Here is a 26,105-nt window from a genome sequence, read left to right as displayed (position 1 = left end):
CGAGACGGTCATGATCTTCCGCTAGCCGTACCAGCAGCGGCAACGGGTGCAAGCGCCGTGTCGTCGGGCCAGGGGTACGGCTCGCCGCGGGTGTCTCGGTAGCGGTCGACCGTGGTCATGTCGGGTCGGCGCTGAGCCGCGGCGGCGACCGGTGGGGTTCATAGGCCGCTTCTGGCGATCGGGTGCGAGGGCGGCGTGGCGTGGACAGGCTCATCGATGGTGGCGATGCCCAGGCCGCGGGTCTCCGGGAAGACCCAGGCCCACAGGGCCACACCGGCGTACAGGACGGTGGCGGCGAGGAAGATCGGCGTGTAGCCGGAGCGGTCGATGACCGCTCCGGCGATGATCGGCGGGAGGGCGGAGGTGCCGCGCGCGATCTGCAGGGCCGAGGAGACCCCGGTCGAGCGGAACGCCGTGGGGAAGACCTCGGTGAACAGGGTGCCGAAGATGGTGGGGGCGTTCGACCCGAAGTACAGGACGAAGAACGGCACCAGGATCCACGCCGTGTCGAGCAGCGTGGCCCCTCCCAGGTAGACGATCAGTCCGCCGGTCGCGGCCAGCGCCATGATCAGGGAGAGGGTGGGGCGGCGGCCCCATCGGTCGCAGGCCCAGGAGCCGAACAGGCAGCCGACCAGCCCGGCGAACGCGGTGAAGAAGATCCACCAGGATGCGTCGGACATGCTGAACCCGCTCGAGACCAGGTAGTCCGGGAGCAGGGTGGTGACGCCGTAGTAGGCCCAGAAGTACATGATCGCCGCGATCAGGCACTTGAGGAGCGGGACGACGAAGGAGCGGCGGGCGTACTCGCGGGGGGCCGGACGGGCCGCCGCGGCCGTTCGTTCCCAGGCGGGCGACTCCGGTGTGTGCGCCCTCAGGTAGATGACGAGCAGGACGGGCAGGCCGGAGATCGCGAACGTCCATCGCCAGCCGACCGCGGGCAGCACGTGCCCGCCGACGACCGAGGCGAGCATGATCGAGAGGAAGGCGCCGCCGTAGAACAGGCCGCCCCACCAGCCGCGCCGCTTGGGGCCGATCGCCTCGGAGATCAGCGACTGGCCGACACCGTACTCGCCGCCCAGGCCCATCCCGGCGATGGCGGTGAGCACCAGCAGGACCTCGTAGTTCGGGCTGAGCGCGCGGGCGAACGTCGCCAGCGTGAACATCAGCACGGTGATCACCAGGACGCGGCGGCGGCCGATCCGGTCGGCGAGCACCCCGAAGAGCACCCCGCCGACCGCCATGAAGATCAGCGAGGTGGAGACGATCCACGCGCCCTGAGCCCCGGAGAGCCCGAACTCCTTCTTGATCGGGATGAGCATGAAGGTCAGCAGGAACACTTCGTAGTAGTCGAAGAGCCAGCCGAGGAAGGCCCCGAGGAACGCGCCGCGCTCCTTCTTGCCGAGGCGCAGCCTGCCTTCGCTAGTGTCCGGCATCGCGGCCTCCTGTCACAGGCCGGGTGAGGATGAGCGTTCCGGCGGCGGCGGGACGGGCCCGCCAGCCGGATCGGACGAGGATGGTCGTGTCGTCCTGCGTCACGATCGCCGGGCCCGCCAGCTCCCCCGTGACGCCGGCCCGGGACAGCACCGGAACGGTCGCGAAGCCGCCGGTCTCGGGCAGATAGACCTGCCGCTCGGTCCGTGTGGGTGCGCCGCCGTGCCCGCCGACCCGGTGGTCGGTGCCCGGCGCGGCCGCGGTGGCGCGGACCGCGGTGATCTCCACGCGGCCGTGCGGGTCGTCCTGCCCGTAGAGGCGGCGGTGCAGGTCGGCGAAGTCGGTCTCCAGGCGGCCCACCATGTCGGCGCCGCCGGTCACCGGTACGGTCAGCTCGTGCGACTGGCCGACGTATCGGGCGTCCACGGCGAGCCGGACGGTGATGGCGGACGGGTCGGCGCCGGCCCGCTCGATGTCGCTGCGGGCCGCCGCGGCGATCTCGTCGAGCCGGGCGCGCAGGTCGGCCGGGTCGAGATCGGCGGTGCCGTGCTGGAAGGTGCGCCAGCGCGGCACCTTGACCTCGGCGGTCAGCAGCCCGTACGCCGACAGGACGCCGGGGTGCGGGGGGACGAGGATCTCGGCGATGCCCAGGTCGGCGGCGATGGTGCAGGCGTGCATCGCGCCCGCTCCGCCGGAGGCGACCAGGGCGAAGTTGCGCGGGTCGTGGCCGCGGCCGACCGACACGACCCGGACGGCGGCGGCCATCGCGGCGCAGGCGATGCGATGGACGCCCCAGGCGGTGGCCACCTCGGTCATGTCCAGCCGTTCGGCGACCTGCCGGATCGCCTTGGCCGCGAGGTCGCGGGACAGCCGCAGGCTGCCGCCGGCCAGTCCTTCTTCGCCGAGGAACCCGAGCAGCAGGTTGGCGTCGGTCACCGTGGGCTCGGTGCCGCCCCAGCCGTAGGCGGCGGGCCCGGGGGCGGAGCCGGCGCTGCGCGGGCCGACGCACAGGCTGCCGGCGGCGTCCACGTAGGCGACGCTGCCGCCGCCGGCGCCGATGGTGTGCACGTCCACGGTGGGGAGCCGCAGCGGCTGGCCGCCGATCTCGCCCTCGTCGTGGGTGAGGGCCTGCCCGTCCACGATCATCGCGACATCGGTGCTGGTCCCGCCCATGTCGAAGCCGAGCACGTCGGGACGGCCGGCGGCGCGGCCGATGGCCGCGGCGCCGGCGGCGCCGCCGGCCAGGCCGGACAGCAGCGTGCCGACGGCGCGCTCCTCGATCAGCTCGCTGGCGACGATGCCGCCGTGCGACTCCATGACCTGGAGCGGCACCCGTACGCCGGTGTCGGCGAGCCGGGTGCGCAGGCCGGCGATGTAGCGGCCGATGAGCGGGCGGATGTAGGCGTCCATCGCGGTGACCACGAGCCGTTCGAACTCGCGGAACCGCGGGTCGATCCGGGACGACAGGCTGACGATCACGCCCGGGTGGCGCTCCTCGATGATCTCCCTGGCGCGCTGCTCGTGCCGCGTGTCGACGAACGAGAACAGGAAGGAGACGGCGATCGCGGTGACGCCGTGCCGCAGGACGAGCTCGTCGGCGGCACTGGCGACGGCGTCGGTGTCGAGCGGTTCGATCTGGGTGCCGTCCGGGGCGATCCGTCCGGGGACGCCGTACACGCGCTCGGGCGGGCAGAGGAAGTCGGGCGTGTCGGAGCCGGTGAACAGGTCGTACATCTGCCGCCGCTTGCCGCGGCCGATGTGGAGGGTGTCCTGGAAGCCCTCCGTGGTGATGATCCCGATGCGGGCGCCGTCGTGCTGGAGGACCGCGTTCGTGCCGACCGTGGTGCCGTGCACGATCGAGGTCACCTCCGCCGGGGAGGCGCCGGCGGCGTCCAGGGCCTGGCACAGGCCCTCGATCAGGCCCACGCCCGGGTCGTGCGCCGTGGTCGGGACCTTGGCGATGGTCGCGGCGCCGCCGTCGTCCGGGCAGACGATGATGTCGGTGAAGGTACCGCCGATGTCGATTCCAACCGAGACGGTCACGCGTCGCGCTCCTTGTCCTCGAGGTCCTCACGGTCGTGCCGGGCCGCGGACGAGCGGGCCCGCTCGGTCGCCGCGGCGTCCACGTCGCCGTCGCCGGTGACGACGACGCCGTACAGGTCGCGCGCGGCGTCCCGGGTGACCCGGCGGTCGCGCACGTCCCGGGCCACGTCCTCGGCCGGACGGGTGTGCGGGTCCCCGTAGCCGCCCCCGCCGGACAGGCGGACCCGCAGCCGGTCGCCCTCGCGGAGGTGCACCATCGTCTTGGACGGCAGCGACTCGGCCGTGCCGTCGGCACGTTCCACATCGCCGTGGCTGAACGGGGCGCCGAGGCCGCCTCGCAGGCCCCAGGCGTGCGTGGTGTGCCGCTCGCCCCGGTAGTTGGCGCTGGCCGAGCCGGCGGTCAGGGTGAACACCTTCTCCGTGCCGCAGCCGCCGCGCCAGCGCCCGGCGCCGCCGGAGTCGGCCCAGATCCGCCAGCTCAGCACCCGTACCGGCGACTCCATCTCGATCGCCTCGGCCGGAACGTTCATGCAGTTCGAGGCGCTGGCCTCGACCGCGTCCACCCCGTCGAGGCCGGGCCTGGCGGCCATCCCGCCCATCCCGATCTCGCTGGTCACGTACGTCCTGCCGGTCGCCGGGTCGGTGCCGCCGAAGTTCATGACCAGGAGCTGGCCGCTCTGCGCGGCGGGCATCCGGTCCGGTACGGCCTGGGCGAAGCAGCCGAACAGCGCGTCGCACAGCCGCAGCACCGTCGCGGTGCGCGAGTTGACCGGTGCCGGCTCGTGCGGGTTGACCAGGCTGCCGGGCGGCAGCGTGATCTTGACGCCGCGGTAGCAGCCGCTGTTGTTCGGGATGTCGGGGCCGGTGACGGCGCGCAGCACGTAGTAGACGGCGGCGATGGACGAGGCCGGGACGCAGTTGTAGGGGCCCTTGGCCTGCGGTGCCGTCCCGGTGAAGTCGACGTGCAGGTCCGAACCGGCCACGGTGACGGTCGCGCGGATCTCCACGGGGCGGCCGATGTCCACGCCGTCGTCGTCCATGAAGTCGGTGAAGGTGTACGCGCCGTCGGGGATCTCGGCGACGCGGGCCCGGGTCAGCCGTTCGGAACGGTCCAGCAGCGCGGCCATGACCTCCTCCAGCACGGTGAGGCCGACCTCGTCCACCAGCTCGCGCATCCGGTCCTCGGCGAGGTGGCAGGCGGCGAGTTGGGCGCGCAGGTCCCCGAGCACCACGTCCGGGGTGCGGACGTTCGCCCTGATCATGTCGAAGATCGGGGTGACCGGCTCGCCCGCGTCGAACAGCTTCATCGGCGGCAGCCGCAGGCCCTCCTGGTACAGCTCGGTGGCGTTGGGCGGCAGGCTGCCGGGCACCATGCCGCCGATCTCCTGATGGTGCGACATCGTGGCGGCGATGCCCACCATGTCCGCACCGTGGAACAGCGGCCGCAGCACCGCGATGTCGGGCAGATGGGTGCCGCCCGCGTACGGGTCGTTGAGGATGAAGACGTCCCCCGGTCGCATGGTCTCCGCGGGCCAGCGTTCCAGCACCGACCGCACGGACGGGATCATGCAGCCCAGGTGGATCGGGATCGCCGCCGCCTGGGCGACGTTGTCGCCCGACCGGTCGAAGACCGCGGCCGAGGCGTCCAGTCCCTCCTTGACGATGGCCGAGTAGGCGGCGCGCAGCAGCGCCGTCTCCATCTCGTCGGCGATCGCCGACAGCCGGTATCTGACGACTTCCTGGGTGACGGGGTCCACATGCACTCCTGTCGGATCGCGAACCGGGGAATCGGCCTGGCGGGCGCGGCCACGTGTTCTTGACGGTCGATACTCACGGTGGGTCCCCGAGCCCAGCAAGATGCAGAACGTGCAACGGGCACCGCCCCGACTACACGTTCTGCCGCGCCATCGTTCAGCCCATCCGGCCGCGGGTGCGGCGGCGGAAGTCCCGGCCGCGCAGCGCGACCAGCAGCCGCAGCCGGGTGTCGGTGTCGTCCAGCGGGCCGTTGACCAGATCCGCGAGGCGTTCCAGCCGGTAGTAGAGGGTGCGCCGCTCGATGTTCAGCGCCCGCGCCACCTCGGCCTTGCGCCCGCCGTGCTCCAGGTACGCCGCCAGCGTCGGCAGCAGCGGGGAGCCCGCGGTCGCGTCGTGGTCGAGCAGCCGGCCCAGTTCCCGCGCCACGTGCCGGGCCAGCGCGGGGCCCTGGTCCAGGTCCATCAGAAGGCGGTCGATGCCGAGGTCGTCCGGGGACAGCACGCCCCGCCCGTGCCCGGTGCGCAGTCCGTACCGGACCGCCTCGCACGCCTCGCCGTAGGCGCGGGGCAGGCCGTCCATCCCGACCGGGTCGCCCAGGCCGACGAGCAGGTCGACGCCGTGCCGGGCCGCGCACTGCTCGACGACCTCGGCGGTCCGCTCCCGGGGCTCGCCGCCGGGGGCCGGCAGGACGGCGATGAGCTGGCCGCCGTCATAACCGATCAGCGGCCTGGGCTGGACGCCGAACACCCGCCCGGTCACGGTCGTCACCGCCCGCAGCGGGCGGCCCAGGCGGTCCCCGCGGCCCTCCTCCGGCAGCTCGGTCGCCAGCGGGCGCATGACCAGCACGAGCAGCGGCCCGGACAGGTCGGCGCCGAAGGTGCTCGCCTTCAGCCGCATCTCCCGGACGTCCTCGTACCGGCCGCCGAGCAGGTCGTGCACGAAGGTGCTGCGCGCGTCCAGCCGCTGCCGCTCCAGGTCCGACACCGACGCGAAGGCCAGCCCGATCGCCGCGGCGGCCCGGTCCAGCGCCAGCCGGTCCACATCGTCGATCGGACGGGGACGGGCCAGCATGTGGATGGTCCCCCACAGCTCGCCGCGCGCGACGATCGGCACCCATGCGCAGGCCAGCCCGGCGGACTCGGCGGCGACCGGGGAGCCGTCCGGCGGGCTGGGATGGCCGACCCGCGCGTGCGCGGACCACCCGTCCACCCAGCCGCGCAGCTCCGGGGTGTCGGGCGCGTACGCGATCACCTCGTGCGCCTCGTCCGACAGGACCACCGGATGATCGACCGCACGGGCCAGCTCGGCGATCATCTGGGGCAGCCCGGCGCCCTCCATCGCCAGCCGGGAGAACCGGCGGCTGATGCCCTCCGCGCGCTGCAGCATCCCGTAGTGCGCGTTGACGATCACCGAGTGCACGGCCTGCGTCATGTCCATGAAGTACGCCGGCGTCCGCAGCGCGATCAACGGCAGCCCCGCCTCGTCCGCCGCCTCGACCAGGGCGTGCGGCACCGCGGCGAAGGTCACCCCGACCTCGATCGCCACGCCGGCCAGGCCGGTCCGGGCCAGCGCCCGCACCCACGCGCGCTGCGCGTCCGCGTCCCGGCTGATCCCCATGCCCTGCGTCAGCAGCAGCTCGCCGCCGGTGAACAACCGCGCCGAGTCCGGCATCTCGGAGATGTGCACCCACCGCACGGCGCGGTCCAGACCGTCCTCACCGGCCAGGACGCGGGCCCCGGCACGGCGGAACGGTTCGTAGCGCAGCACGTCCCTGAGGATCAGGCTCATCGCCTCAAGGTACACATTCCGCGAAATAGAACGACGTTCCGCGTCATAGTCCGCTCATTGCCGCCCGTCCGGACCGCAACGAAGATCGCAGAGCCACCTCGAAAGCACACGGACGGAACGAACTCATGCACCTGGCACGGCAGGACGCCGGAGCCGCCGTCATCATCGGCGGCGGGATCATCGGCGCCGCGGTCGCGTACGAGCTGGTCCGGTACGGCCTCACCGCGACGCTCGTCGAAAGGGACGCGATCGGCCGTGGGCAGTCCGGCCGCAACTGGGGATTCGTGCGCCAGCAGGGCCGCAGCCCGGCCGAGCTGCCGCTGATGCGCGCCGCGACCCGGCGGTGGGGCGAACTGGAAGAGGAACTGGACGCCTCGTTCGACTGGGTGCGCGGCGGGAACCTCGCGCTGGCCACCGACGACGACGGCGCCGAACGGTACCGGACCTGGGCCGGGATCGGCCGCGAGCACGGCGTCGACACCGCCTTGATCGGCGCCGCCGAGGTGCAGCGGATCGTCCCCGGGCTGCGGCTGCCGTACACCGCCGCACTCTACGCGGCCGGGGACGGGCACGCCGACCCGTTGTCGGCCACCCGCGCGTACGCCTCGGCCGCCGAGCGCGGCGGGGTGCGGGTGCTCTGCGGGCACACCGCGCGCGCGATCGTCCAGCGGGGCGGACGGGTGCGCGGTGTGGTCACCGACGGGGGCACGCTGGACGCCGACGTCGTGGTGTGCGCGGCTGGATCCGCGTCCCGGCGGCTGCTGCGTACCGCGGGGCTGTCGCTGCCGCAGAACCTCGTCCGCGGAACGGTCGCGATGACCGAACCCGTGGAGCCGCTGACCAGGGCGAGCGTCTGGGCACCCGGCCTGGCGTTCCGGCAGCGCCCGGACGGACGCCTGGTGGTGTCCACCGGGGGCGGCGGCGAGGTGGACCTCACCCTGGAGACCATGATCCAGGCGCGCCGCTTCCTGCCCGCGTTCCGGCACAACGCCCGCCGCCTGCGCCTGCGCGTCAACGGCGCGGCGCTGCACGACCTGCGCCGCCGGTTCGGCGCCGAACTGCCGGACCCGGAACCGCGCCCGACGTACGGCCGCGTCCGCGACAGCATGCTGCGGCTGCGCGAGGCCGTCCCGGCGCTCTCCTCGGTCCGCTGCGAGCGGGCCTGGGCCGGCCAGATCGACTCCACTCCCGACGCGCTGCCCGTCGTCGACCGGTTGCCGGACCCCGCCGGCCTGGTGGTGGCGACCGGCTTCAGCGGTCACGGGTTCGGCCTGGCCCCCGCGATCGCCGAGTCCGTCGCCGATCTGGTCGTCGGCGCGCCCCCGCGGCACGAGACCGGCACGTTCCGGTTCAGCCGCTTCGCCGAGGGCGACTTCAAGGCCCCGGACGCCATCCTCTGAGCCCGCCGGCGGACCCCGCTCGGCTGTGCGGCCAACCTGAATCCGCCGTCGGCCAGACGATGCGGACTGGCCCGGTGTGGGCGGCGGCGGGCGACCCCATGCACAGGGCGCGGATTCCGGACTCCTCGGCGGCCGGTGATGCTCGCGACGGCCCCGCCCATGCTCATGCCGAGCATGCCGATGCGCTCGGAATCGGCGAAAGGCGAGCGTCCGCACGGAGGCTGTCCGTGTCATGTCGCCCGGTCTGTTCCCTCAAGGGGGAAGCAACTTTCCGCAGGTCGCTGCTCTGGTAGCCCTCCCTCCGATCGTCCCCGCGAGCGAACCGCGCGAAGCGCGTTGTGATTGCGCGTTGCGGGGGGCGGCGGGACGCGGACGGTTTCGGCTGTGGCCGATGCCCGAAGGTTGCCGGAAGGGGGAAGCGGATGCAGCCGATCACGACTGACGATCCCGTCGGCATGGGGGCGTATCGGGTGCTGGCGCGGCTGGGAGCCGGCGGCATGGGCCGGGTCTATCTGGCGCGTTCCCCGGGTGGACGCTTTGTCGCCCTGAAGGTCATCCGACCGGAGTTCGCCGGGGACGCGGAGTTCCGTGCCCGGTTCCACCGCGAGGTGGCGGCGGCCCGGCTGGTCAGTGGGGCGTTCACCACGCCGGTGCTGGACGCCGACACCGAAGGCCCGGTGCCATGGCTGGCGACCGCCTACGTCGCGGGCCCGTCCCTGCAGGAGGCGATCGACGGGTACGGGCCGCTGACCGAGGCGGGGACCCGTGCGCTGGGTGCGGGGCTGGCCGAGGCTCTCGTGGCGGTGCACGACGCGGGGCTGGTGCACCGGGACCTGAAGCCGTCCAATGTGCTGTTGACCGCCGGCGGTCCCCGGGTGATCGACTTCGGGATCAGCCGCGTCCTGGACGGAACGGCGGTGACGCAGGCCGGTTCGGTCCTGGGGACGCCCGCCTACATGTCGCCCGAGCATGTGAACGGCGGGGTGTCCGCCGCGAGCGATGTGTTCTCGCTGGGCGGCGTGCTGGTCTTCGCGGCGACGGGAAAGGGGCCGTTCGGTTCGGGCCCGGCGGACGCGCTGCTGTACCGGGTCGTCCGGTCGGAGCCGGTTCTGGACGGCGTCCCGCACGCCCTGCGCCCGTTGGTGGCCGCGTGCCTGGCCAAGGACCCGGGCGGGCGGCCGGGGCCGTGGGATCTGCTCGACGCGCTTGCCCGGGGCGCGTCGGCCGACGCGTCCAGCTGGCTGTCGGCCGGGATCCGCGCGGATCTGGCGCTGCGGGAGCGCCGGCTGGCCGATCTGGAGACCTCGCCGCCCGTCCCACTCCCTGAACCCTCGCGGGCTGGGCAGGAGACCCGGCCGGCCCTCCGCACCGGGATAAGGCGGCGCCGTGTGATCGCGCTGGCGGGCGGGGCCGCGCTGCTCTCCCTGGCCGGCGCGGGCGCCGCCGCCTGGCGCTCGAGCATGTCGGGCCACGACCCCGACGCGCCGGGGACGGGGAACCCGGGGTCGCTGGTGGGAGCCAGACAGGGCCCCGCCCCCACGTGGACCTTCGCCTCCGAGCAGCCGTACACGTTCGCGCAACTGGTCATCGGTGAGGGGACCGTCTATCTGGCGGGCCCCGTACTGGAAGCGATCGATCCTTCGACCGGTCGGCGGAAATGGTCCGTGCGGACCGCCTCGTCGAGAATGCTCCTGTCGGGGTCCCAGATCTTCACCGCCAGCCCCAAGCAACGGCTCAGCGTGCTCGACGCCGCCACCGGCCGGCAGCGGCGCCAGGTGGAGAGCGGCGAACTGTACACCGCCCTCTCAGGGGCCGTGGAGTTCATCGGAAGTTCCGGGGACCTGCTCGTACTGGGAGCCTTCGGTGGTTTCCTGACCGTCTTCGACACCCGGACGGGGCGCATGGCCTGGAGGAAGAACCCGGCCGTCGACACCCGGCAGATCGCCGTCGACGAGGACGCCTGTTACGTCCGCACCGACCGGGACCTGTACGCGCTCGCCCTCGACAACGGACGGGAGTTGTGGCGCACGCCGCTCAACCCGGCCACCGGGATGCCGAACCTGGTTCGGTCCGGCGGCTCGCTCATCACCTCCACGGCGGAGGGCGCGGTCGCCCTGGATCTCGCCGGACGGCGGCTGTGGGCGAGCGCCCTCCAGGATCCCAGGGAAATCCGGCTGTACGCGCGGATCACAGTGAACACGGACACGGTGTTCTGCTTCATGGTCGACACCATCGTCGCGCTGGACCCGAGGACCGGCGCGCATCGCTGGCGCGCCCAGGCTCCCGCGCCGCTCGACTCGCTCCAGGGGCAGGGGCCCGCCGTGTCGCCGGCGGTCATGGCCGTGCCCCTCGACCAACAACGCACCTCGGCGGGCTTCAGCGTGCTGGACGCCCGGACGGGAGCATCCCGGTGGAGGGTCCAGACACCGGGCGACCGCTCCACCCACTGGATATTGGCGGTGGACGCCGGAACCGTCTTCGCCTTCGACGGGACGCGACTGCACGCGTTCCGCGGCTGACGTGGCCGACACACCCCTCAGGAGCTCACACATTGCACCCCCTTGAACCGGGAGATCCCGACAAGATAGGCCCGTACCGCCCGCTCGCCCGATTGGGCGCGGGCGGCGTGGGGATCGTGTTCCTCGCCCGGTCCCGCGGGGGCCGGGCGGTCGCCGTCAAGGTGATCCGTCCGGAGCTGGCCGACCAGTCCGGCTTCCGCGACAGGTTCGCCCGGGAGATCGCCGCGGTCCGCCGGGTCGGCGGCGCGTTCACCTGCGCGGTGCTCGACGCCGACGCCGACGCGCCCCGGCCGTGGCTGGCCACCGAGTTCGTCGCGGGGCCGTCGCTGCACCAGGCCGTCGCGTCCCATGGCCCGCTGCCCCCGGCCGCCCTGCAGCGCCTGGCGGCCGGTCTGGCCGAGGCGCTGTCGTCCATTCACGCCGCCGGGGTCGTGCACCGCGACCTCAAGCCGTCCAACGTGCTGCTCGCCGGTGACGGCCCCAGGGTGATCGACTTCGGCATCGCCCGCCCCGCGGACGAGTCCGCGCTGACCGCCACGGGGGTCTTCGTCGGCTCGGCCGGGTACATGGCGCCCGAACTGGTCCTCGGCACCGAGATCGGCCCGGCGGGCGACGTCTTCTCCCTGGGCGCCGTGCTGGCCTTCGCCGCGACCGGGCAGGGGCCGTTCGGGACGGGCCCCGCCCCGGTGCTGCTGCATCGCGTCGTGCACGAAGCTCCGGACCTGGCGGCGGTGCCCACCGAGGTGCTCCGTGCCCTCATCGCCGCCTGCCTCGACAAGGACGCGCGCCGCCGTCCCCTTCCCCGGGACGTGGCCGCCGCACCGGTTCCCGTTCCCGTTCCCGGCGCGGCGACCTGGCCTTCCGGACCGCTGACCGGCGACATCCGCGACCGTGAGACCGAGCTGACGACCATGCTCCGCCGGGGGCCCTCCGCCCCCGGACGCCGCCGGTTCCTCGTCGCGGGCCTGGCGGGCGCGGGCCTCGCGGTCGCCGGAGGCGCCGCCGCGTGGACGACGTGGCGGCTCGGCGGGGCAGGCGAGAAGCAGATCAAGCACCTGTGGACCGTGCGCGCGAAGAGCCGTGACGCCGAACCGCGCATCAGGCTGGGCAACACCTTCCTGTACCTGGAAGATCAGACGCTGCAGGCGCTCGAAGCCGCGAGCGGCGAACGCCTGTGGCAGCACTCCGCCGGCCTGGGTTCGACCAGGCCGGCGGTCGCGGCCGGTCCGTCATCGATCCTGCTCTGCGAGCTCGACCTCACGGAACTCGATCTGACCACGGGAGAGGGAAGGACCATCTTCCGATAGGAACCGCTGGCCGAGCATACGCCCAGGGAGGTTCTCGGCCTGCGAAACGGCGTGGTGTTCCTCCGGCAGGACAACGCCTCCGACGCCGAGGACTCGATCAGCACCAGAACACTGGCCGACATGGCCCAACAGTGGTCACTGCCCGTCGACTTCAACGGGGATTCCACTTTCATCCTCTCCGGCGACCGCATCTACTTCATGGACGGGCGGAACCGTCTGCTGGCCATCAACGCGACCAACGGTTCGATCGCATGGGAACACCAGGCCGGCCTCAGTTCCGGCCCCGTCCTGGCATCGGGGAACACGGCCTATATCCAGCACGGGTCCCGGATCCTGGCCCTCGACGCCGCGACCGGCCGGACGCGATGGGACTACAGCGCCCGGGGCAAACCCTCCGGCCTCTCACTGTCCCAAGGATCCCTCTACGCCCTCGACCCCGGCGGCATGGCATTCTCGATCGACGCCGCCACCGGCCGGACGCGTTGGACGAGCCGCAGCAAGGTCGGGAGCCCATCGGGCGATTCGGTGATCTGTTCCGGGATCCTCTTCGCGGGAGCCAAGCCTGCCTCTCGGACGGACGAGTCCGACACTGGCCTGTTCGGCTGGGACGTGGCCACCGGAGAACTCGTCTGGCGATTCCCGCACAAGCCCCGCGAGGACGGCCTGGGCTGGAAGCTGATCGCCGGGGGCGACATGTTCTTCGCCGCCTACAACGCCGACCTGCTCGCCTTCAGAGCCGCCTGACGGGCGCGTCACAGACGGCGACCAACAACATCTTGGTGGACGTTCGCCGAGATGGCGGGCATAGAAGATGTCTGGAGCACGTTCCGGCCGACCGGGCAGGGGCGGTCCGTCAGGAAATCCGCTCGACCGACACCCATCTCTGCACTGACAGCCGCCATGTGAAACCGCCCCGGTGGCCGAAACTTCCACGTTCGACCACCGTCGCATCGAAAACGACCGCGAACCGGGCGCCCTTGTTGCGTCCGCGCGCCACCCGATCGTCCTCGATCAGGTCGGGCCACGGCACCTCCTCCGACTCGACCTGGCACCAGGTAACTCGTCGCCGCCATCGCGAACGCCGCACGATCTTGAGCCCGTTCCACTCCCAGTGCGAGTAATACACACCCTCGAACCGGCCTGAAGCGCCCACTTCCAACACGCCCATTTTCGACTGATCGGAATCGGCCATGGCCTGATTCAACCAGGGCGACCACTCTGAGACACTCCCCCCGATCGCCTGTCGGCAGCGAGTGGCCTTGGGGCATGAAACGGACGCCGCACAGTGTGCGACCTGAACAGGCCAGGCGCCGGTCAGGTCACCGCAGGCGGTTCCTGGTGCCGCCCGTCCCCGCCCTATCCAGTCGCCCGAGATGGTTCGTGCCTGCGGTCTGATCCGCATGCCGCGGAGCGCCCACCGCACCGAGAGCTCGGCTACCGCCACATGATCGGCGCCCGGTTCAACGAACGGCGCGCACATGCGTTTGTCCGCCATTGAGGCACGCATTATATTGCCGACGTGCTCCTTTTCTCACGCACGTGGACTGCATTGCGCGCGGCGGTCGCCGAACTGCCGGACGAGGACTTCGCTCAGCCGTCCGGCTGTGCCGGCTGGCTCGTGCGGGACCTGGCGTGCCACCTGGTCATCGACGCTCAGGATGTCCTGATCACCCTCGTGACCCCCGCCGGAACAGAACCGACCTGCGACGCGGTGACCTACTGGAACGTCTCCGACAGACCGCCGACCGGCGACGACCCGCTCGACGCGCTGATCGTCCGGCTGGCGGCCGCGTACGAGGAGCCGCGGCTGCTCAAGTTCCACCTCGACGACGTCGGCTCCGCCGCCGGCCGCGCCGCCGAACTCGCCGACACGGACCTGCGGGTCAGCACCCAGGACAAGGTCCTCACCGCGGGCGACTACCTCTCCGCGTACGTCATCGAGTGGACGCTGCACCACCTCGACCTCATCGCGCACCTCCCGGACGCGGCGAAGCCACCCGCGGAAGGGCTCGCCCGGTCCCGCGAGATGCTGGAGAAGATCGCCGGGACCGCGTTTCCCGCGTCGTTCTCCGACGAGGACGCGCTGTTGGTGGGCACCGGACGGCGTGCCCCGACCGAGGTGGAGAAGACCGCGCTGGGTGAACTGGCGGTGAAGCTCCCGTTCGTCCTGGGGTAATGATCCACGAGGACGGAACCTTCAGCGCGGGCTGACGACGATGACGTGGAAAGGCTCCGCCGCCTGCGTGCCTGCAGACGACTCCGGGTCTGGCCGCTGATCGGATGGCAGGTCGCCGGCCGGGACGCTGTGGCTCGGGAACATCGGCATCGAACGCGGACGAGATCAGCGCACGAGGAGGAAGGGCACGGTCGTGGCGAATATCGCGACGGGCGGGCCGGCCATGACCTGGAGCACAGAATGATGTGTCAGGGTCGTCCGGGACCATCCGATCAGCACGACAATGACCGCCAGTCCTAGCATGCCGGGGCCCCAGACGAGGGAAAGAATCGCCACGGCGGCACCTGCGATCCCGGTGTGAAAACTGATCTTCCACAGGGCGGTGATCGGCCCCATGACAAAAAGCACCCCGAGCATCGCCGCCTGGACCGCGACCACATCCGACGGTGCGCCGACGACCTGAAGCACGCCGATTCCGATGACTATCAGAACGGCCGAGATCAGGAGCGGTATGACGCGGTGCTCTCGGGTCGTCAGGTGATGGTCGGTGTACCGCCCCGCGACGACCCCTCCGATGATCACTGCCATGGGCCCGATCACGGTGATCGCCGCCCCCAGAAGACCCCAGGCCAGCCCGGTAGGACCGGATCGCCAGCCCACAGCCAGGAAGAGGGCCATGGCCAATGCCCATGGGGCGAAGATCTCGGTGATGACCTTGGCCAGGCGGAACCGCCATGTCGTCGGCGTAGCGATTTCATCGCCCTCAACGGACTCAGCGGCATCTGGTGCAGACATATACCATCCCCTGTTCCTGATCGCATACTCGGCCCTGAGGGGTCCTGAGCCATGAGACGCGAAGTGCCCGCCATGAACCCCTGGACGAGATCTCGGCCTCCACTCTTCTCCTTTTCATGAGACCTTGAACTCACACTCTTTGCGTGACGCGATATGAGACCTTACTGCATCTGCGTCACTCTCAAATCCAAAGCTCTGAGCGAGACAGATACTCGCCAGCGATGCGCCATTACCTGCCATCCACGAGCAGTCCAAACGTTCCGGGGCGCCCCCTGTGGGCATGAGCGTCAGACGAACGTCAGCGATGCGCCAGCGAGCCACATGCGCACCGCGCTACCGTCGCGATCACACCGACCCACCAGGAAAGGGACGGTGTAACACATCGCTGCCATCGGCGTGCACCTCAGCCGCCGCCCGTCAGCGTGCCGGGCGATCCCCTACCAGCGCGGATTGCCAGGACAGCCCTGCGGCCGATCTCATCACCTTGCGCAGAACTGGGTCAGGACGGTGTCGTCCTCCAGTTTCTGCTCGCCCCAGTCAGCGTTCCGGTTCATGGTGAGGACGTGCCGGCCGTCGGCGGTGGCCACCGTCCGGGAGGCCGAGCCGGGGATCATGCCGCCGTGGCCCCAGACCGAGCAGCCCTTCTTGAGTTTGAATTCGCGGATGCCGAGTCCGTATCCGTCGTTGGGGCCACCGTGTCCCTTGTCCCCGTTGACGTGGACGGTGCTGGTCAGTGCCCGCTGCTGCTCGGCGGGTAGGAGCTCGCCGCCCAGCAGTTTGGACAGGAAGGTGGTCACGTCGCCGACGGTCGAGATCAGTGCCCCCGCCGAGAAGGCCACCGTGGGACTGAATTCTGTGACGTCGTACACCTTGGCGGCCGGTTCTTCCGCGAAGAGCGTTGAGTAGTGCCTGGAATGCGGTCGGGGCAGCTTCGGCGACGTCTCGGGAACGCTGGTGCCGCGTAGCTTGAGCGGCTTGATGATGAGCCGCTCGACCGCTTCCTTGTAGGTGCCGCCGGTGACCTTCTCGATGATCATCCCGGCGAGGATGTAGTTGGTGTCGGAGTAGTCCCATTCTCCCCGCTCATCGGGCTTGCTGCCGTCCTCGGGCTGGAAGTTGGGCGGGTGGGCGAGTCCGATGTTCACCAGCTCGCGGGGTGTCCACCGCCGGTGGCGGTTCTTGTCGAACTCCTCCCCGGCGTACTTGGCGCGGAATCCCTCGTCCATGTTGTAGTCGAAGATGCCGCTGGTGTGGTTGAGCAGGTGCCGGACGGTGATGTTCTCGGCGTGGTAGTCCTTGCCGCGCACCACCCCGGGCAGCCACTTCTCGACACTGTCGTTGAGCGACAGCCTGCCCTGGGCTTCGAGTTTGAGGAGCACGGTCGCGGTGAACGGCTTGGTCATGCTGGCGATGCGGAACCTGTCGTCAGTGCCGCGCGGCTGGTCGCGCCCGGTCTCGCGGACGCCGGCCCGGCCGTTCCATCTTCCGCGGGCGTCTTTCACCTGGGCGATGACTCCGGGAGTGCCCTGCTTGACGATCTCGTCCAGCGCGGCCTGGGTCCCGGCGTGTGGCCGAGGGGCGGTGCTCGGCGAGGCGGCGATCGCGAGGCCGGCGGCGGTCGTGGCGGTGAGCGCGCCCACCGCGGTGAGGACGACGAGTGCGCGGCGCGATGGCTGGAAAGCGTTCATACGAACGATTCAACCGATCGCCGGAACAACGCACCATCGGGGATGTCCCTGAGATCATTCAGGGACGAATATCAGGGATATCAAAGGGACGATACCGACAACCTTCGGGGCCATCTTCTTGAGGTGATCCACAAGGCAATGCGGCACACGCTCGCTGATCATTGACTTTCAGCCGTGCTGGGATGCGTGCGACTGGGCGGGCATGTCCCGATCGGGTTACCGGAACGGCCTTCCAGGCGCTCTGTGCGTCACCTTTCAGGACTGGCTGCGACGCTCGCGGCGGCGAAGAACAGCGCGCGACGGCATGTGGGCCGCCGACTCCTGAAGTGTGCGCCTTCACATGGTCCGATGGCTCTACGCCTGCCGGGGAAAGCGATTCCCACATCGGTCACCGTCATCTGGCTGGAGTTTGGCTGACGCGGTAGTCCCTGCGGCAACGTGGAATCCTGTGGAAGGTTCAGTGCCTTCGACTCGCTGACCGGGAGCGGGTGTGATGGTCGAGATTCACGTTCGTTTCGTCGCTGCCCGGGTGAGCGGGATCGAATCCGTATCGGCCGATGTGGGAGCCGCTTCGTCGCCTCGTCCCAGCACCCGGGTCCACATCCATGCCGGGCGGACGCCGAGGAGGATGCTGACCACGCCCGCGCAGGCGACCGCGTTCGCTGGTCCGATCAGGTCGGCCATCGCACCCGCGGCGAGTACGCCCAGGCCCTGCACCGTGACGAGGCCCGAGGAAAGGACGCCTAATCCCCCGGCCCGGACGGGCTCCGGAAGCAGTCGTACGAACGATGCGCTGAGCTGGATGTGATAGCCGGTCGCCAGCGCACCGGAGACGGCGAACAGGAGCGTGGACGCGGCGAGGCCGGGGCGGAACGCGCACAGCGCGAGGGGTACTCCGGTGAGCAGCGCCAGCGGTGCCAGGGCGCGGGCACGGAGGGCCTCGGACAGCAGGCGCCCGAACACGACCGCACCGACGACGCTCCCGACCGAGGTTCCTGCCATGATCAGCCCCACTGCCGCGGCGGAGTCGCTGCCGAGCGCGCTCGCGTACGGGGCCGCGAGGCCCTCGGGGGCGATGTGACAGCCGGCCAGCCAGCTGAGGCCGAGGAGCGATCGCAGCCCGGGATGGCGCAGGACCGGCATCAACCCGCCCGACGCCGGCCGGGATCGGCTGGTGTCCGCGGCCGGAGCGTCCCGCCGGCGTACGCCGAAGTGCACGAGCAGCGCGGAGACCGCGAAGCTGATGGCGTTCAGGCCGAGCCCGGCGCTCGGACTCACGGCCTGGGTCAGTGCGCCCCCGGTGAGAAACCCGGCGACCTGGGCGGTCTGGATCGTCATCTGCCTGATGGACAGGCCGAGCACATAGCGGTCGCGGTCCAGGACGTCCGCGAGCAGTGCGAGCTGGGCCGCCTTGAACGGCCCGCTGAGCGTGGTCATGCCCGCGAGCAGCACGCAGAGCACGGGCAGCGGCAGGCCGGGCACCGCCATCAGGCCGACGAGCGCCGCCCGGAGCAGGTCGGTGACGACGATGACCCGGCGGCGCGGGTACCGGTCGGCGAGGCCCCCGAGCAGCACGCCGCCCAGCAGCGAGGGCAGATAGGTGAGGGCGTAGGTCAGCCCGGTGAGCAGGGCCGAGGACGTCCGCTCGTACACCAGCACGGACAGCGCCACCCGAGCGAACTGATCGCCCAGTTGGGAAAGCAGTTCCGCGGCCCACAGGGCGCGGAACTCGCCGACCGCGAAGACCTCTCGGAAGGTCGCCGGCGTCGGCCGTGGCCTCACCGGGGGCGCCCTGAGTCGTCCGGGCTGGTGCCGCGGCAGGATTCTCCGGCGACATCGCGCAACTCGATCCTCCTGTTCGCGGGTTCAGCGGTCCTGAGCGAGGCGGACGGGTGAGTGCGCAGGCGCGACGCCCACCCGTACCGCGTCGCGTGTACGAGGCCGAGCTCACCTCGGTCTCGTCGGGGGGTGGATCTGGCTTAGTACTCGACGCCGCGCATGAACTTCACCTCCTTCTCTGAGGGCTTTGAGCAGACAAGAGGGAAGGAAGGCTCCACCTCCGCTGCGGCGGTCTCTGAGTTAACCGGGGGGCGCTGGCGTCTCGCTGACGAGTCGCTTACGTGCCGGAGACGGCCCTTCAGGGGTCGGTGAGGTGGGTGGGTCCTGGTAGGGGGTGTTGCTCTCTTCGGCGCGAGCGCGCTCGTGCGCGAAGAGACGTACAAGGTCAGGCAGGCGGTAGCGGATCTCCGCCACGGTGCCGGGGACGGCCACGTCCAGGAGTCTGGCGTCGACGAGTCGTTCCAGTGCCGCCTCGGTGTCGGTGTCGCTCAGGTCGGCGATGGCGGCGGCAGACTGTACGCCGAAGTCCGGTTCGGGGAGCAGGGCGATCCGGTGGAACACCATCTTGGTGCGGTCGTCCAGAGCGCGGTGGCTGAGCGCGAGAGGCGCCCGGATGTCCAGCCCGCCGTGCACGAGTTCGTCCAGGCGTGCGGACTCCTCGCGCAGCCGGGCGACGAGGCGCACCAAGGGCCAGTGCGGCTTGGTCACGAGCCTGGCCGCGGCGATACGCACCGCGAGCGGCAGGCCGCCGCAGAGTCGGGCCAGCTCTTCGGCCGCGGGCTGCTCCCCCGCGACCCGTCGGCGCCCGAGCACGTGCCGTAGCAGTTCGAGCGCCTGGTCTGGGGGCAGCACGTCGAGTTCCAGGGACCGAGCGACATCGAGCCCACCGAGGCGCCGCCGGCTGGTCGCCAGGACCGCGCAACTGGAGCTTCCGGGTAGCAGCGGCCGGACCTGCGCCTCATCGGTGGCGTTGTCGAGCACGACCAGAACCCGTCGGCCGTTCACGATGCTGCGGAACATGCCGACGCGGTCGTCGAGGTCGTCAGGGGTCTGCCGGTGGTCCACGCCCAGGCTCGAAAGCAGCCGCATCAGCGCGTGCGCCGGATCGAGCCGCTGCGCGCCGGCCCTGTTCAGGTCGAGGTACAGCTGGCCGTCGGGATAGTTCTCGGCCAGCAAGTGCGCGACGTACACCGCGAGGACGGTCTTGCCCACGCCGGCCCTTCCAGTGATCAGCGCGATGGGGACCGCCCTGGAGGCTGCGGTTCCGATGCCGGGACGAAGCGTCGCCAGCAATGCGCCGACTTCCCGGTCGCGGCCGACGACCGCGCCGACGCCCGGGGGCAGTTGCCGGGGGATCGCCGGATGCGCCGCGGGCGCGGCGTACGCAGGCGCGGCAGGCGCGGCGGGCTCGGCGATGGCGGGCCCGATGGTCTCGGACACCAGGTCGAGCCCGGTCCGGCCGGAGAGGATCGCCGTCTCGAGCTGCCGCAGATGTTCGCCGGGATCCAGGCCCAGTTCCTGCGCCAGCCGCTGCCGGGCATGCCGGTACGCGGCCAGCGCCTCGGCCGTACGGCCGGCGCCGTGCAGGGCGATCACCTGCTGGGCCCAGAACCGCTCACGCAGCGGATGCTCGGCGGTCAGTTCACGCAGTTCCGCCACGACGCCGCGGTAGCGCCCCAGCCGCAGCTCCGCATCGATCAGGCGTTCGTGCGCGTTCAGCCGCTCCTCGGTGATCAGCGGCACCTCCTCACGGTGCAGCGTCTCGGACGCCACGTCGGCGAGAACTGGGCCGCGCCACAGGGTCATCGCCTCACGCAGCCGCGCCGCCTCACCGGCGACATCATCGTCACGGCCGCACCGCGCAGCCGCGCTGGTCAGCACACGGAACCGCGACAGATCGAGTTGGACACCGCCGCCTCCGGGCCCGGCGTCGGGGTCGGCGTCGACGTCGAGCCGGTAGCCGCCCGGCACGCTACGGATGGAGTGCGCCCGCTCAGAGCCGAATGCCAGCCGGATTCTGCGCACGTGCGAGTGCAGCGTCGCCCGCGCGGTCGCCGGCGGCCACTGCCCCCATACGCAATCCACCAGCCGGTGGTACGGCACCGGCCTCCCGGCGCTCAACGCGAGCGTGGCCAGCAGTGCGCGCTGCTTGGCCGCCCCCAGGCCGATGGCTTGTCCGTCCACGGTGACCAGCAGCGGCCCCAGCACTCCGCAGTGCAGATACGAATCCGCCGCCCTGGCGCCGCGTCCGCCGCTCACCCGAACTCCGCCGGCCCGACCGGGCTCAGTCGACCGCCTGCGCGTCCATGGTCTACACGGCCTGAACGCTGCATCCGTTGAGTTCTGCTGTGGCCCTTCACGCTTGTCCCTCCGATCGGGCGGTCGGCGCATGGCCGGACGAGCCCGGCGGCAGAGCCGAGAGTCGTGGCCATGCACCTCGGTCGGGGTGCACTGGGGAGCCCGGAGATTTCGGGGGCGTTCTACGGGCAGCGGTTGATCTGGCCGGCGTGCCGAGGTTCCGCGGTGAGCTGGATTCCAAGGACGGACTCGACATCGCGCAGTGAGTCGTCTTCGAGATAGCGGTGGAGGTAGGGGACGCGGGCCAGTGAAAGGACGGCGAAGCGTCGGACGATGGCGTCGATCATCGCCGCGCCGGTGTGCAGCTCGTGGTGGTGCTCGCGCCAGCGCTCCAGCGATTCCGGCTCGTCGTAGAAGCGGTCGGCGATCGCGGCGTCGGCGCGCTCGTGGGCGAACTCGTCCACGATGAGCCGCCCGCCGGGGGCGAGGAGGGCCGACGCCCGGTCGATCGCCTTGTCCAGTTCGCACATGTGATGCAGGGACAGCGAGAAGATGATCGCGTCGAAGCGCTCGTCGTCGTACGAGCAGATGTCGGCCACCCGTACGGTCGGGCTCGCGTGCTCCGGGTCGATGTCGATCGCGGTGACCTCATAGCCGGCGTCCCGCAACCGGTCCGCCAGCTCGCCGCCGCCGCAGCCGGCGTCGAGCACCCGGGCCGGTGGCGGCGGGAGGTGGGCGGTGATGAATTCCATGCGTTCTACGGTCGGGCCACGGCGGCATAAGGACAACTGCGGGTTTCGCAGCCCAGGTATAAGCTGCGCGCATGCTTGATGCGTGGGCGCTGCGCATTCTGGTGGAGGTCGGAGAGCGGGGCTCGTTCTCCGCGGCGGCCGAGGCGTTGACCATGACTCAGCCCGCGGTCTCCCGCCAGATCGCCTCGCTGGAGCGCGCCCTGGGGGTCGACCTGTTCCGCCGGGCACCGCGCGGAGTCCTGCCCACGGCCGCCGGGGCGCTGGCGATCGACGAGGCACGGGAGATCCTCGACCGGATGAACGGGCTGCGGGCCCGGATGGACGCCTTCGCCGAGTTGCGGACCGGGCATCTGCGGATGGCGGCGTTCCCCAGCGCCAACACCGCCTTCGTCCCGGACGCGATCCGGCGCTTCCGCGACGCGTACCCGGGGATCGACGTCAGCCTGGTCCGGGCCGGCACGGACGAGATCCGGGCTGGCAGACTCGACCTCGCCCTGGTCACCGACTGGGACTCGGTCGATCCGGGTGTGCAACTGACGCCGCTGCTGGACGAGGTGCACCGGGTGGCGCTCCCGTCCCGGCATCCGCTGGCGCGGCGTACCACGGTCCCGCTGCGCGAACTGCGGGACGAGACATGGATCGAGGGCGCCCACCCCGACTGCCTCGGCCCGCTCGACCTCCTCACCGAGGCGCTCGGCGGCCCGCCGCGCATCGGGTTCACCTGTGACGACTGGACCGGAAAGCAGGCACTGGTCGCCGGTGGCCTGGGCATCACGATCATGTCCACGCTCGCCTCGTCCGCGGTGCGGCCCGACATCAGGCTCCGCCCGACGGTGCCGCCGCTCCCGGCACGCAAGGTGCTCGCCGCGGTCCCGCCGGTCCGGCTCCGCACCCCGGCCACCAGTGCGATGCTGACCCTGCTCATCGGCCTCGCCGCCGAATACCGCTGATCGCCCACCGTGGGCGTCGGCTCAGGCGCGCCTCACGCCGGCCAGGCCGGAGGCGCGATAGAAGGCGGTCAGCCCATGCCCGAGCTTTTCCGCGGGTCTTCGGGTGGTGTTCGCCCGAACCCATCTGGAGGAGCACGGCGCCGCCCACGACGGCGACGAGCGCGGTCGCCTTGGCGGGGTCGACGGGTTCCCCGAAGACGGTGATGCTGACCACGGCCACCACCGCGGTGCTCAGGCCGAACAACGCGTAGGCGACGCCCGCCTCCACATGCTGCAGGGCCACGGCGAACAGCAGCAGTTCGAGGAAGAACGCGACCACCGCCGCGACGGCCGGGACGGGACGGCGGAACCCGTCCGAGCCGTCGAGCAGGAACACGCTCCCCGCGTCGGTGGCGATCGCCGCGTACAGGGCGGCGCGGCCGAGCGCTGATCGGCCGTCGTTCATGCCGCTCCCGTCCCGAGCCGCAACGCCACCACGCCGACGACGATGCAGGTCATGCCCGCTATCTTGCGCGCGTTGGCGCGTTCGTCCAGGAAGAGCACACCGGTGAGCGCGACGGCCAGCGTCCCCACCGCGGCGAACGACGCGTCCGCGACGCTGGTGGGAATGGTCCGCAGCGCGACCGCGAAGGTCCACAGGGCCAGGCCGTACGCGCCGACCGCCGCGACGCCGAACCATGGGCGTCGCAGGCCCTGGGAACGTTTGAGCGCGTAGGTGCCGGCCGCGTCCCCGGCCACGGCGATCGCCAGATAGAGCCACCCCATGGTTCGGCGTTCACTGGGGCTCGTCGGCCGTGTAGGGCGGCGCCGGCTCGTACTGCATGGAGCGCATGACGGCGCGGGCGTGGTCGCGGCCGTGGAGGCGGCCGACCAGCCACAGCGCCATGTCGATGCCGGCGGACACGCCCTGGCTGCTGACCAGGTCGCCGTCCACCACGTATCGGGCGTCGCGGACCACCGTGATGTCGCCGCGCGCCTCCAGGGCGTCTTCGAGGTCCCTTTCGGTCGCCACGCGCCGGCCGCGCGCCGGACCGGCCGCGTGCATCAGGAACGCGCCGGTGCACACGCTGGTGGCCCATACGGCGCTGTCGGCCGTTCGTTTGATCCAGTCCATGAGCACCGGGTCGGCCATCGCGGACTCGATACGCTTGTGGGCTCCTCCGGGGACGAGCAGCACGTCCAGCGGCGGATGGTCGTCGAGGGTGTGGTCGGGCAGGACGCGCAGGCCCTTGTTGCAGCGTACGGGGCCGGAACGCTCGGCGACGAGGACGCAGGTGTCGGCGTGGCCGCGGCGCATCGAGGAGGTGGTGAACGCCTGCCAGGGGCCGACGAAGTCCAGTTCCTCGACCCCGTCGAAGATGAACAGCCCGTAGGTGGTCATCGCGCTACTCCTTCATGAAAGGACGGGCAGCCCCGGCGCTGGGTGCGGCCGAGGCAGGATGAACGCAGGGGCGAACGGCGGCGCCGGGACGCGGGCGCGATGCCGGTCATGAGACCGACGTCTCCACGGGGCAGCGATCCTGGGGGCAGGCGAGGTAGTCGCAGAGCCTGCAGATCCGGTCCGCGTGCTCCCGGTCCACCGACAGGCCGGCCAGCACCGGCTCGCTGAGCGCGGCCAGTGCCCGCCGCTGCGCGTCGGTCAACGGCTCCAACGCCCGGCGGAGGACCTCCCGCCGCTCGGCGACGATCGCCTCGGCCGCCCTCTCACCGGCCTCGGTGAGCCACAGCGAGACGCTGCGCCGGTCCTGGCCGGGACGCCGCTCGACCAGGCCGTCGGCGACGAGCCTGTCGACCAGCCGCACGGTTCCCGAACCGGTGATCCCCAGGACCCGGCTCAAGGCGTCGATGCGCTCCCCGGGCACGAAATGGATCGTCGCCAGCGCCGACGCGCCGCTGGTCCCGTGGACGCCGGCGCGTCGCGTGGTCTCCTCCAGCGCGTCGGCCAGAGCGACCACGAGGGCCGAGACGAGGTTCGCCGATCTGTCATCCACGCCACCGAGATTAGATGACTGACTCAGTCATGTAAATAGGGCCCAGGTGCGGATCGGGCGGCGGTGCCGGCGGACGCCGTGACCGTCAGCGAGCCGTCAGCGGACCGCAAGCGGCTCCGCATAGCGTCACCCCCGTACTCACAGCACCGAGGTCAAAGGAGTGACGCCATGCCTCAGTCGGTCGGGTTGATCGAGCCGTTCGACGGCTTCGGCACCGACGCGGCCTTCCGCCCGCCCACGACCGCACCTGCGTAGGCCGTGGCCGGGACGCGGTTCCAGTGTTCGTGCTGTGCTCACCGTGGTGGTCGTTGACACGCAACCATGCGCCTACCTGGCTTGAACAGCCCCAGGACCGGGCGTCGCCTGGCACCGGTCGACCTCGACCGGTCGGTCAACGCACGCGCTGGCCGCTGGATCGCTGAGTACAACGGCGCGCGCGCCCGTAAGCACTCGCAAACGTGAAAGCAGGACTGGGGAAAGGCCGCATGGCAAGCTCGGAAATCGAGTACACCACCTACATCCACGCCTCGCCTGAGCAACTGTGGCGGGCGCTGACCGACCCGGCGTTCACCTGGCGTTACTGGGGGGTCGCCTACGAGTCGGACTGGCGGGTGGGGTCACCGGTGAAGGTGCAGGTCACCCCCGATGGGGACTTCAGCGATCTGGGCTCGGTCGTCCTGGAGTCCGAGCCGTATCGGCGCCTGTCCTTCAGCAACGGCACGGCCCCTCCCGAACACCTCGAGCAGTACGGGAGGAGCGCGGACGACCAGGCCGACGAGCCGCGCCGGTCGACGACCACGTTCGACATCGAGCCGATGGGGGCGACGGTCAAGTTGACCTTGGTCCATGCCGGCCTGCAGCCGACGAGCGAGGACTTCGACGCGTACGCGGAAGGCTGGCCGCAGGTCCTGTCGAGTCTGAAGACCCTGCTCGAAACCGGCGAGACGCTCCCCCTGCCGACCGAATAGGGCCGATCGGGACCTTGGGTCATCGTCGAAACCGATGGCGCTCGCCGAGCGGGAGATGCGGCCGGCCGCCGGAATCCGGGTGTGCAGGCAGCTGGGAACGAGATCGCGGTGGTCCGCTCGCGTCCCGGACGGGCGCTCCCTACCGGTCCTGGTGATTCCGGGCCGAGGGTGCCTCGGTGCTGCCCTATCGCGCCTTCCGGAAACAGGCCGCTCGACGTGCTCATGGTCGAGCATCGGGGCGTCGGGCCGTCACGCAAGGACACGACGGGAACCGACCTAGCCGCAATGCCGGGTAGTTAAGGGCTTGGGGTGGGCGTCAACTCAGGTGGGTGGAGGATGTCGATGGTGAGGGTCGCCCGGTGGTTGGTGCGGTCGACCTGGCCTTTTGCCCGGTGTTTGGAGATC

At 71.2% G+C, this 26,105-nt stretch carries 21 protein-coding genes; 7 read left to right on the top strand and 14 right to left on the bottom strand.

The window, feature by feature from the left end; translation table 11 throughout:
- Window positions 1-158: 158 nt before the first annotated feature.
- The 4 genes from ACFPZN_RS31355 to ACFPZN_RS31340 form a co-directional block, all read right to left on the bottom strand.
- Window positions 159-1,433: an MFS transporter gene (locus ACFPZN_RS31355; RefSeq protein WP_378285879.1), complete on the bottom strand. Its 1,275-nt coding sequence runs from the start codon at window positions 1,431-1,433 to the stop codon at window positions 159-161.
- A complete protein-coding gene (locus ACFPZN_RS31350; RefSeq protein ID WP_378285878.1) occupies window positions 1,420-3,474 on the bottom strand; it encodes a hydantoinase/oxoprolinase family protein in 2,055 nt (684 codons plus the stop codon). Before ACFPZN_RS31350 ends, ACFPZN_RS31355 begins: the two co-directional genes overlap by 14 nt.
- Complete coding sequence (locus tag ACFPZN_RS31345) at window positions 3,471-5,231, bottom strand: hydantoinase B/oxoprolinase family protein (RefSeq protein WP_378285876.1); 1,761 nt, start codon at window positions 5,229-5,231, stop codon at window positions 3,471-3,473. The genes ACFPZN_RS31350 and ACFPZN_RS31345 overlap by 4 nt, the downstream gene beginning before the upstream one ends.
- Before the next feature lie 154 nt (window positions 5,232-5,385).
- Window positions 5,386-7,017: a PucR family transcriptional regulator gene (locus ACFPZN_RS31340; protein ID WP_378285874.1), complete on the bottom strand. Its 1,632-nt coding sequence runs from the start codon at window positions 7,015-7,017 to the stop codon at window positions 5,386-5,388.
- A 125-nt stretch (window positions 7,018-7,142) separates the two neighbouring features.
- Between ACFPZN_RS31340 and ACFPZN_RS31335 the strand changes: the two genes are divergently transcribed.
- The 4 genes from ACFPZN_RS31335 to ACFPZN_RS31320 all read left to right on the top strand — a co-directional run bounded on the left by ACFPZN_RS31335 (window position 7,143) and on the right by ACFPZN_RS31320 (window position 12,987).
- Entirely contained in the window at window positions 7,143-8,417 is a 1,275-nt protein-coding gene (locus ACFPZN_RS31335) for an NAD(P)/FAD-dependent oxidoreductase (RefSeq protein ID WP_378285872.1), read from the top strand.
- Window positions 8,418-8,839: 422 nt separating this feature from the next.
- The gene (locus ACFPZN_RS31330; RefSeq protein ID WP_378285871.1) at window positions 8,840-10,936 is read left to right on the top strand and encodes an outer membrane protein assembly factor BamB family protein; all 2,097 of its coding nucleotides are present in this window, start codon (window positions 8,840-8,842) and stop codon (window positions 10,934-10,936) included.
- Between the two features lie 32 nt (window positions 10,937-10,968).
- Complete coding sequence (locus ACFPZN_RS31325) at window positions 10,969-12,243, top strand: serine/threonine-protein kinase (protein ID WP_378285870.1); 1,275 nt, start codon at window positions 10,969-10,971, stop codon at window positions 12,241-12,243.
- Window positions 12,244-12,294: 51 nt separating this feature from the next.
- Window positions 12,295-12,987 carry an outer membrane protein assembly factor BamB family protein gene (locus ACFPZN_RS31320; protein WP_378285869.1) on the top strand — a complete coding sequence of 231 codons (693 nt, stop codon included), beginning with the start codon at window positions 12,295-12,297 and terminating at the stop codon, window positions 12,985-12,987.
- 109 nt (window positions 12,988-13,096) lie between these two features.
- On the opposite strand, the gene ACFPZN_RS31315 is transcribed toward ACFPZN_RS31320, so the two are convergent.
- A complete protein-coding gene (locus ACFPZN_RS31315) occupies window positions 13,097-13,435 on the bottom strand; it encodes a hypothetical protein (RefSeq protein WP_378285868.1) in 339 nt (112 codons plus the stop codon).
- Between the two features lie 327 nt (window positions 13,436-13,762).
- Between ACFPZN_RS31315 and ACFPZN_RS31310 the strand changes: the two genes are divergently transcribed.
- Window positions 13,763-14,419, top strand: a complete 657-nt coding sequence (locus ACFPZN_RS31310; RefSeq protein WP_378285867.1) for a maleylpyruvate isomerase N-terminal domain-containing protein — start codon at window positions 13,763-13,765, stop codon at window positions 14,417-14,419.
- Between the two features lie 165 nt (window positions 14,420-14,584).
- Here ACFPZN_RS31310 and ACFPZN_RS31305 read toward each other — a convergent pair whose 3' ends face one another.
- From ACFPZN_RS31305 to ACFPZN_RS31285, 5 genes are all read right to left on the bottom strand, one after another.
- The gene (locus ACFPZN_RS31305; protein ID WP_378285866.1) at window positions 14,585-15,214 is read right to left on the bottom strand and encodes a hypothetical protein; all 630 of its coding nucleotides are present in this window, start codon (window positions 15,212-15,214) and stop codon (window positions 14,585-14,587) included.
- Window positions 15,215-15,693: 479 nt separating this feature from the next.
- A complete protein-coding gene (locus ACFPZN_RS31300) occupies window positions 15,694-16,902 on the bottom strand; it encodes a serine hydrolase domain-containing protein (RefSeq protein ID WP_378285865.1) in 1,209 nt (402 codons plus the stop codon).
- A gap of 504 nt (window positions 16,903-17,406) precedes the next feature.
- Window positions 17,407-18,684 (bottom strand): MFS transporter, encoded by a 1,278-nt coding sequence (locus tag ACFPZN_RS31295; protein ID WP_378285864.1) that lies wholly within the window; start codon window positions 18,682-18,684, stop codon window positions 17,407-17,409.
- A 297-nt stretch (window positions 18,685-18,981) separates the two neighbouring features.
- Window positions 18,982-21,000 carry an AfsR/SARP family transcriptional regulator gene (locus ACFPZN_RS31290; protein ID WP_378285863.1) on the bottom strand — a complete coding sequence of 673 codons (2,019 nt, stop codon included), beginning with the start codon at window positions 20,998-21,000 and terminating at the stop codon, window positions 18,982-18,984.
- A 221-nt stretch (window positions 21,001-21,221) separates the two neighbouring features.
- On the bottom strand, window positions 21,222-21,791 hold the full coding sequence (locus ACFPZN_RS31285) for a class I SAM-dependent methyltransferase (RefSeq protein ID WP_378285862.1): 570 nt from the start codon (window positions 21,789-21,791) through the stop codon (window positions 21,222-21,224).
- Between the two features lie 71 nt (window positions 21,792-21,862).
- Here ACFPZN_RS31285 and ACFPZN_RS31280 point away from each other — a divergent pair, with 71 nt between their 5' ends.
- On the top strand, window positions 21,863-22,741 hold the full coding sequence (locus ACFPZN_RS31280; protein WP_378285861.1) for a LysR family transcriptional regulator: 879 nt from the start codon (window positions 21,863-21,865) through the stop codon (window positions 22,739-22,741).
- Here ACFPZN_RS31280 and ACFPZN_RS31275 read toward each other — a convergent pair.
- The 4 genes from ACFPZN_RS31275 to ACFPZN_RS31260 all read right to left on the bottom strand — a co-directional run bounded on the left by ACFPZN_RS31275 (window position 22,713) and on the right by ACFPZN_RS31260 (window position 24,732).
- Window positions 22,713-23,186: a DMT family transporter gene (locus ACFPZN_RS31275; RefSeq protein WP_378285860.1), complete on the bottom strand. Its 474-nt coding sequence runs from the start codon at window positions 23,184-23,186 to the stop codon at window positions 22,713-22,715. The two genes, ACFPZN_RS31280 and ACFPZN_RS31275, sit on opposite strands and share 29 nt — an antisense overlap.
- Window positions 23,183-23,506: a DMT family transporter gene (locus tag ACFPZN_RS31270; protein ID WP_378285859.1), complete on the bottom strand. Its 324-nt coding sequence runs from the start codon at window positions 23,504-23,506 to the stop codon at window positions 23,183-23,185. The genes ACFPZN_RS31275 and ACFPZN_RS31270 overlap by 4 nt, the downstream gene beginning before the upstream one ends.
- 10 nt (window positions 23,507-23,516) lie before the next feature.
- Window positions 23,517-24,122: a DJ-1/PfpI family protein gene (locus tag ACFPZN_RS31265; RefSeq protein WP_378285858.1), complete on the bottom strand. Its 606-nt coding sequence runs from the start codon at window positions 24,120-24,122 to the stop codon at window positions 23,517-23,519.
- 106 nt (window positions 24,123-24,228) lie between these two features.
- Complete coding sequence (locus tag ACFPZN_RS31260) at window positions 24,229-24,732, bottom strand: MarR family winged helix-turn-helix transcriptional regulator (protein WP_378285857.1); 504 nt, start codon at window positions 24,730-24,732, stop codon at window positions 24,229-24,231.
- 485 nt (window positions 24,733-25,217) lie between these two features.
- On the opposite strand from ACFPZN_RS31260, the gene ACFPZN_RS31255 reads away from it, so the two are divergent.
- On the top strand, window positions 25,218-25,700 hold the full coding sequence (locus tag ACFPZN_RS31255) for an SRPBCC family protein (RefSeq protein WP_378285856.1): 483 nt from the start codon (window positions 25,218-25,220) through the stop codon (window positions 25,698-25,700).
- Window positions 25,701-26,105 lie beyond the last annotated feature (405 nt).

Origin of the sequence: Actinomadura rugatobispora (genome assembly GCF_042656285.1) — a bacterium.
GTDB lineage: Bacteria > Actinomycetota > Actinomycetes > Streptosporangiales > Streptosporangiaceae > Spirillospora > Spirillospora rugatobispora.
This window is presented reverse-complemented; position numbering and strand designations above follow the sequence as displayed.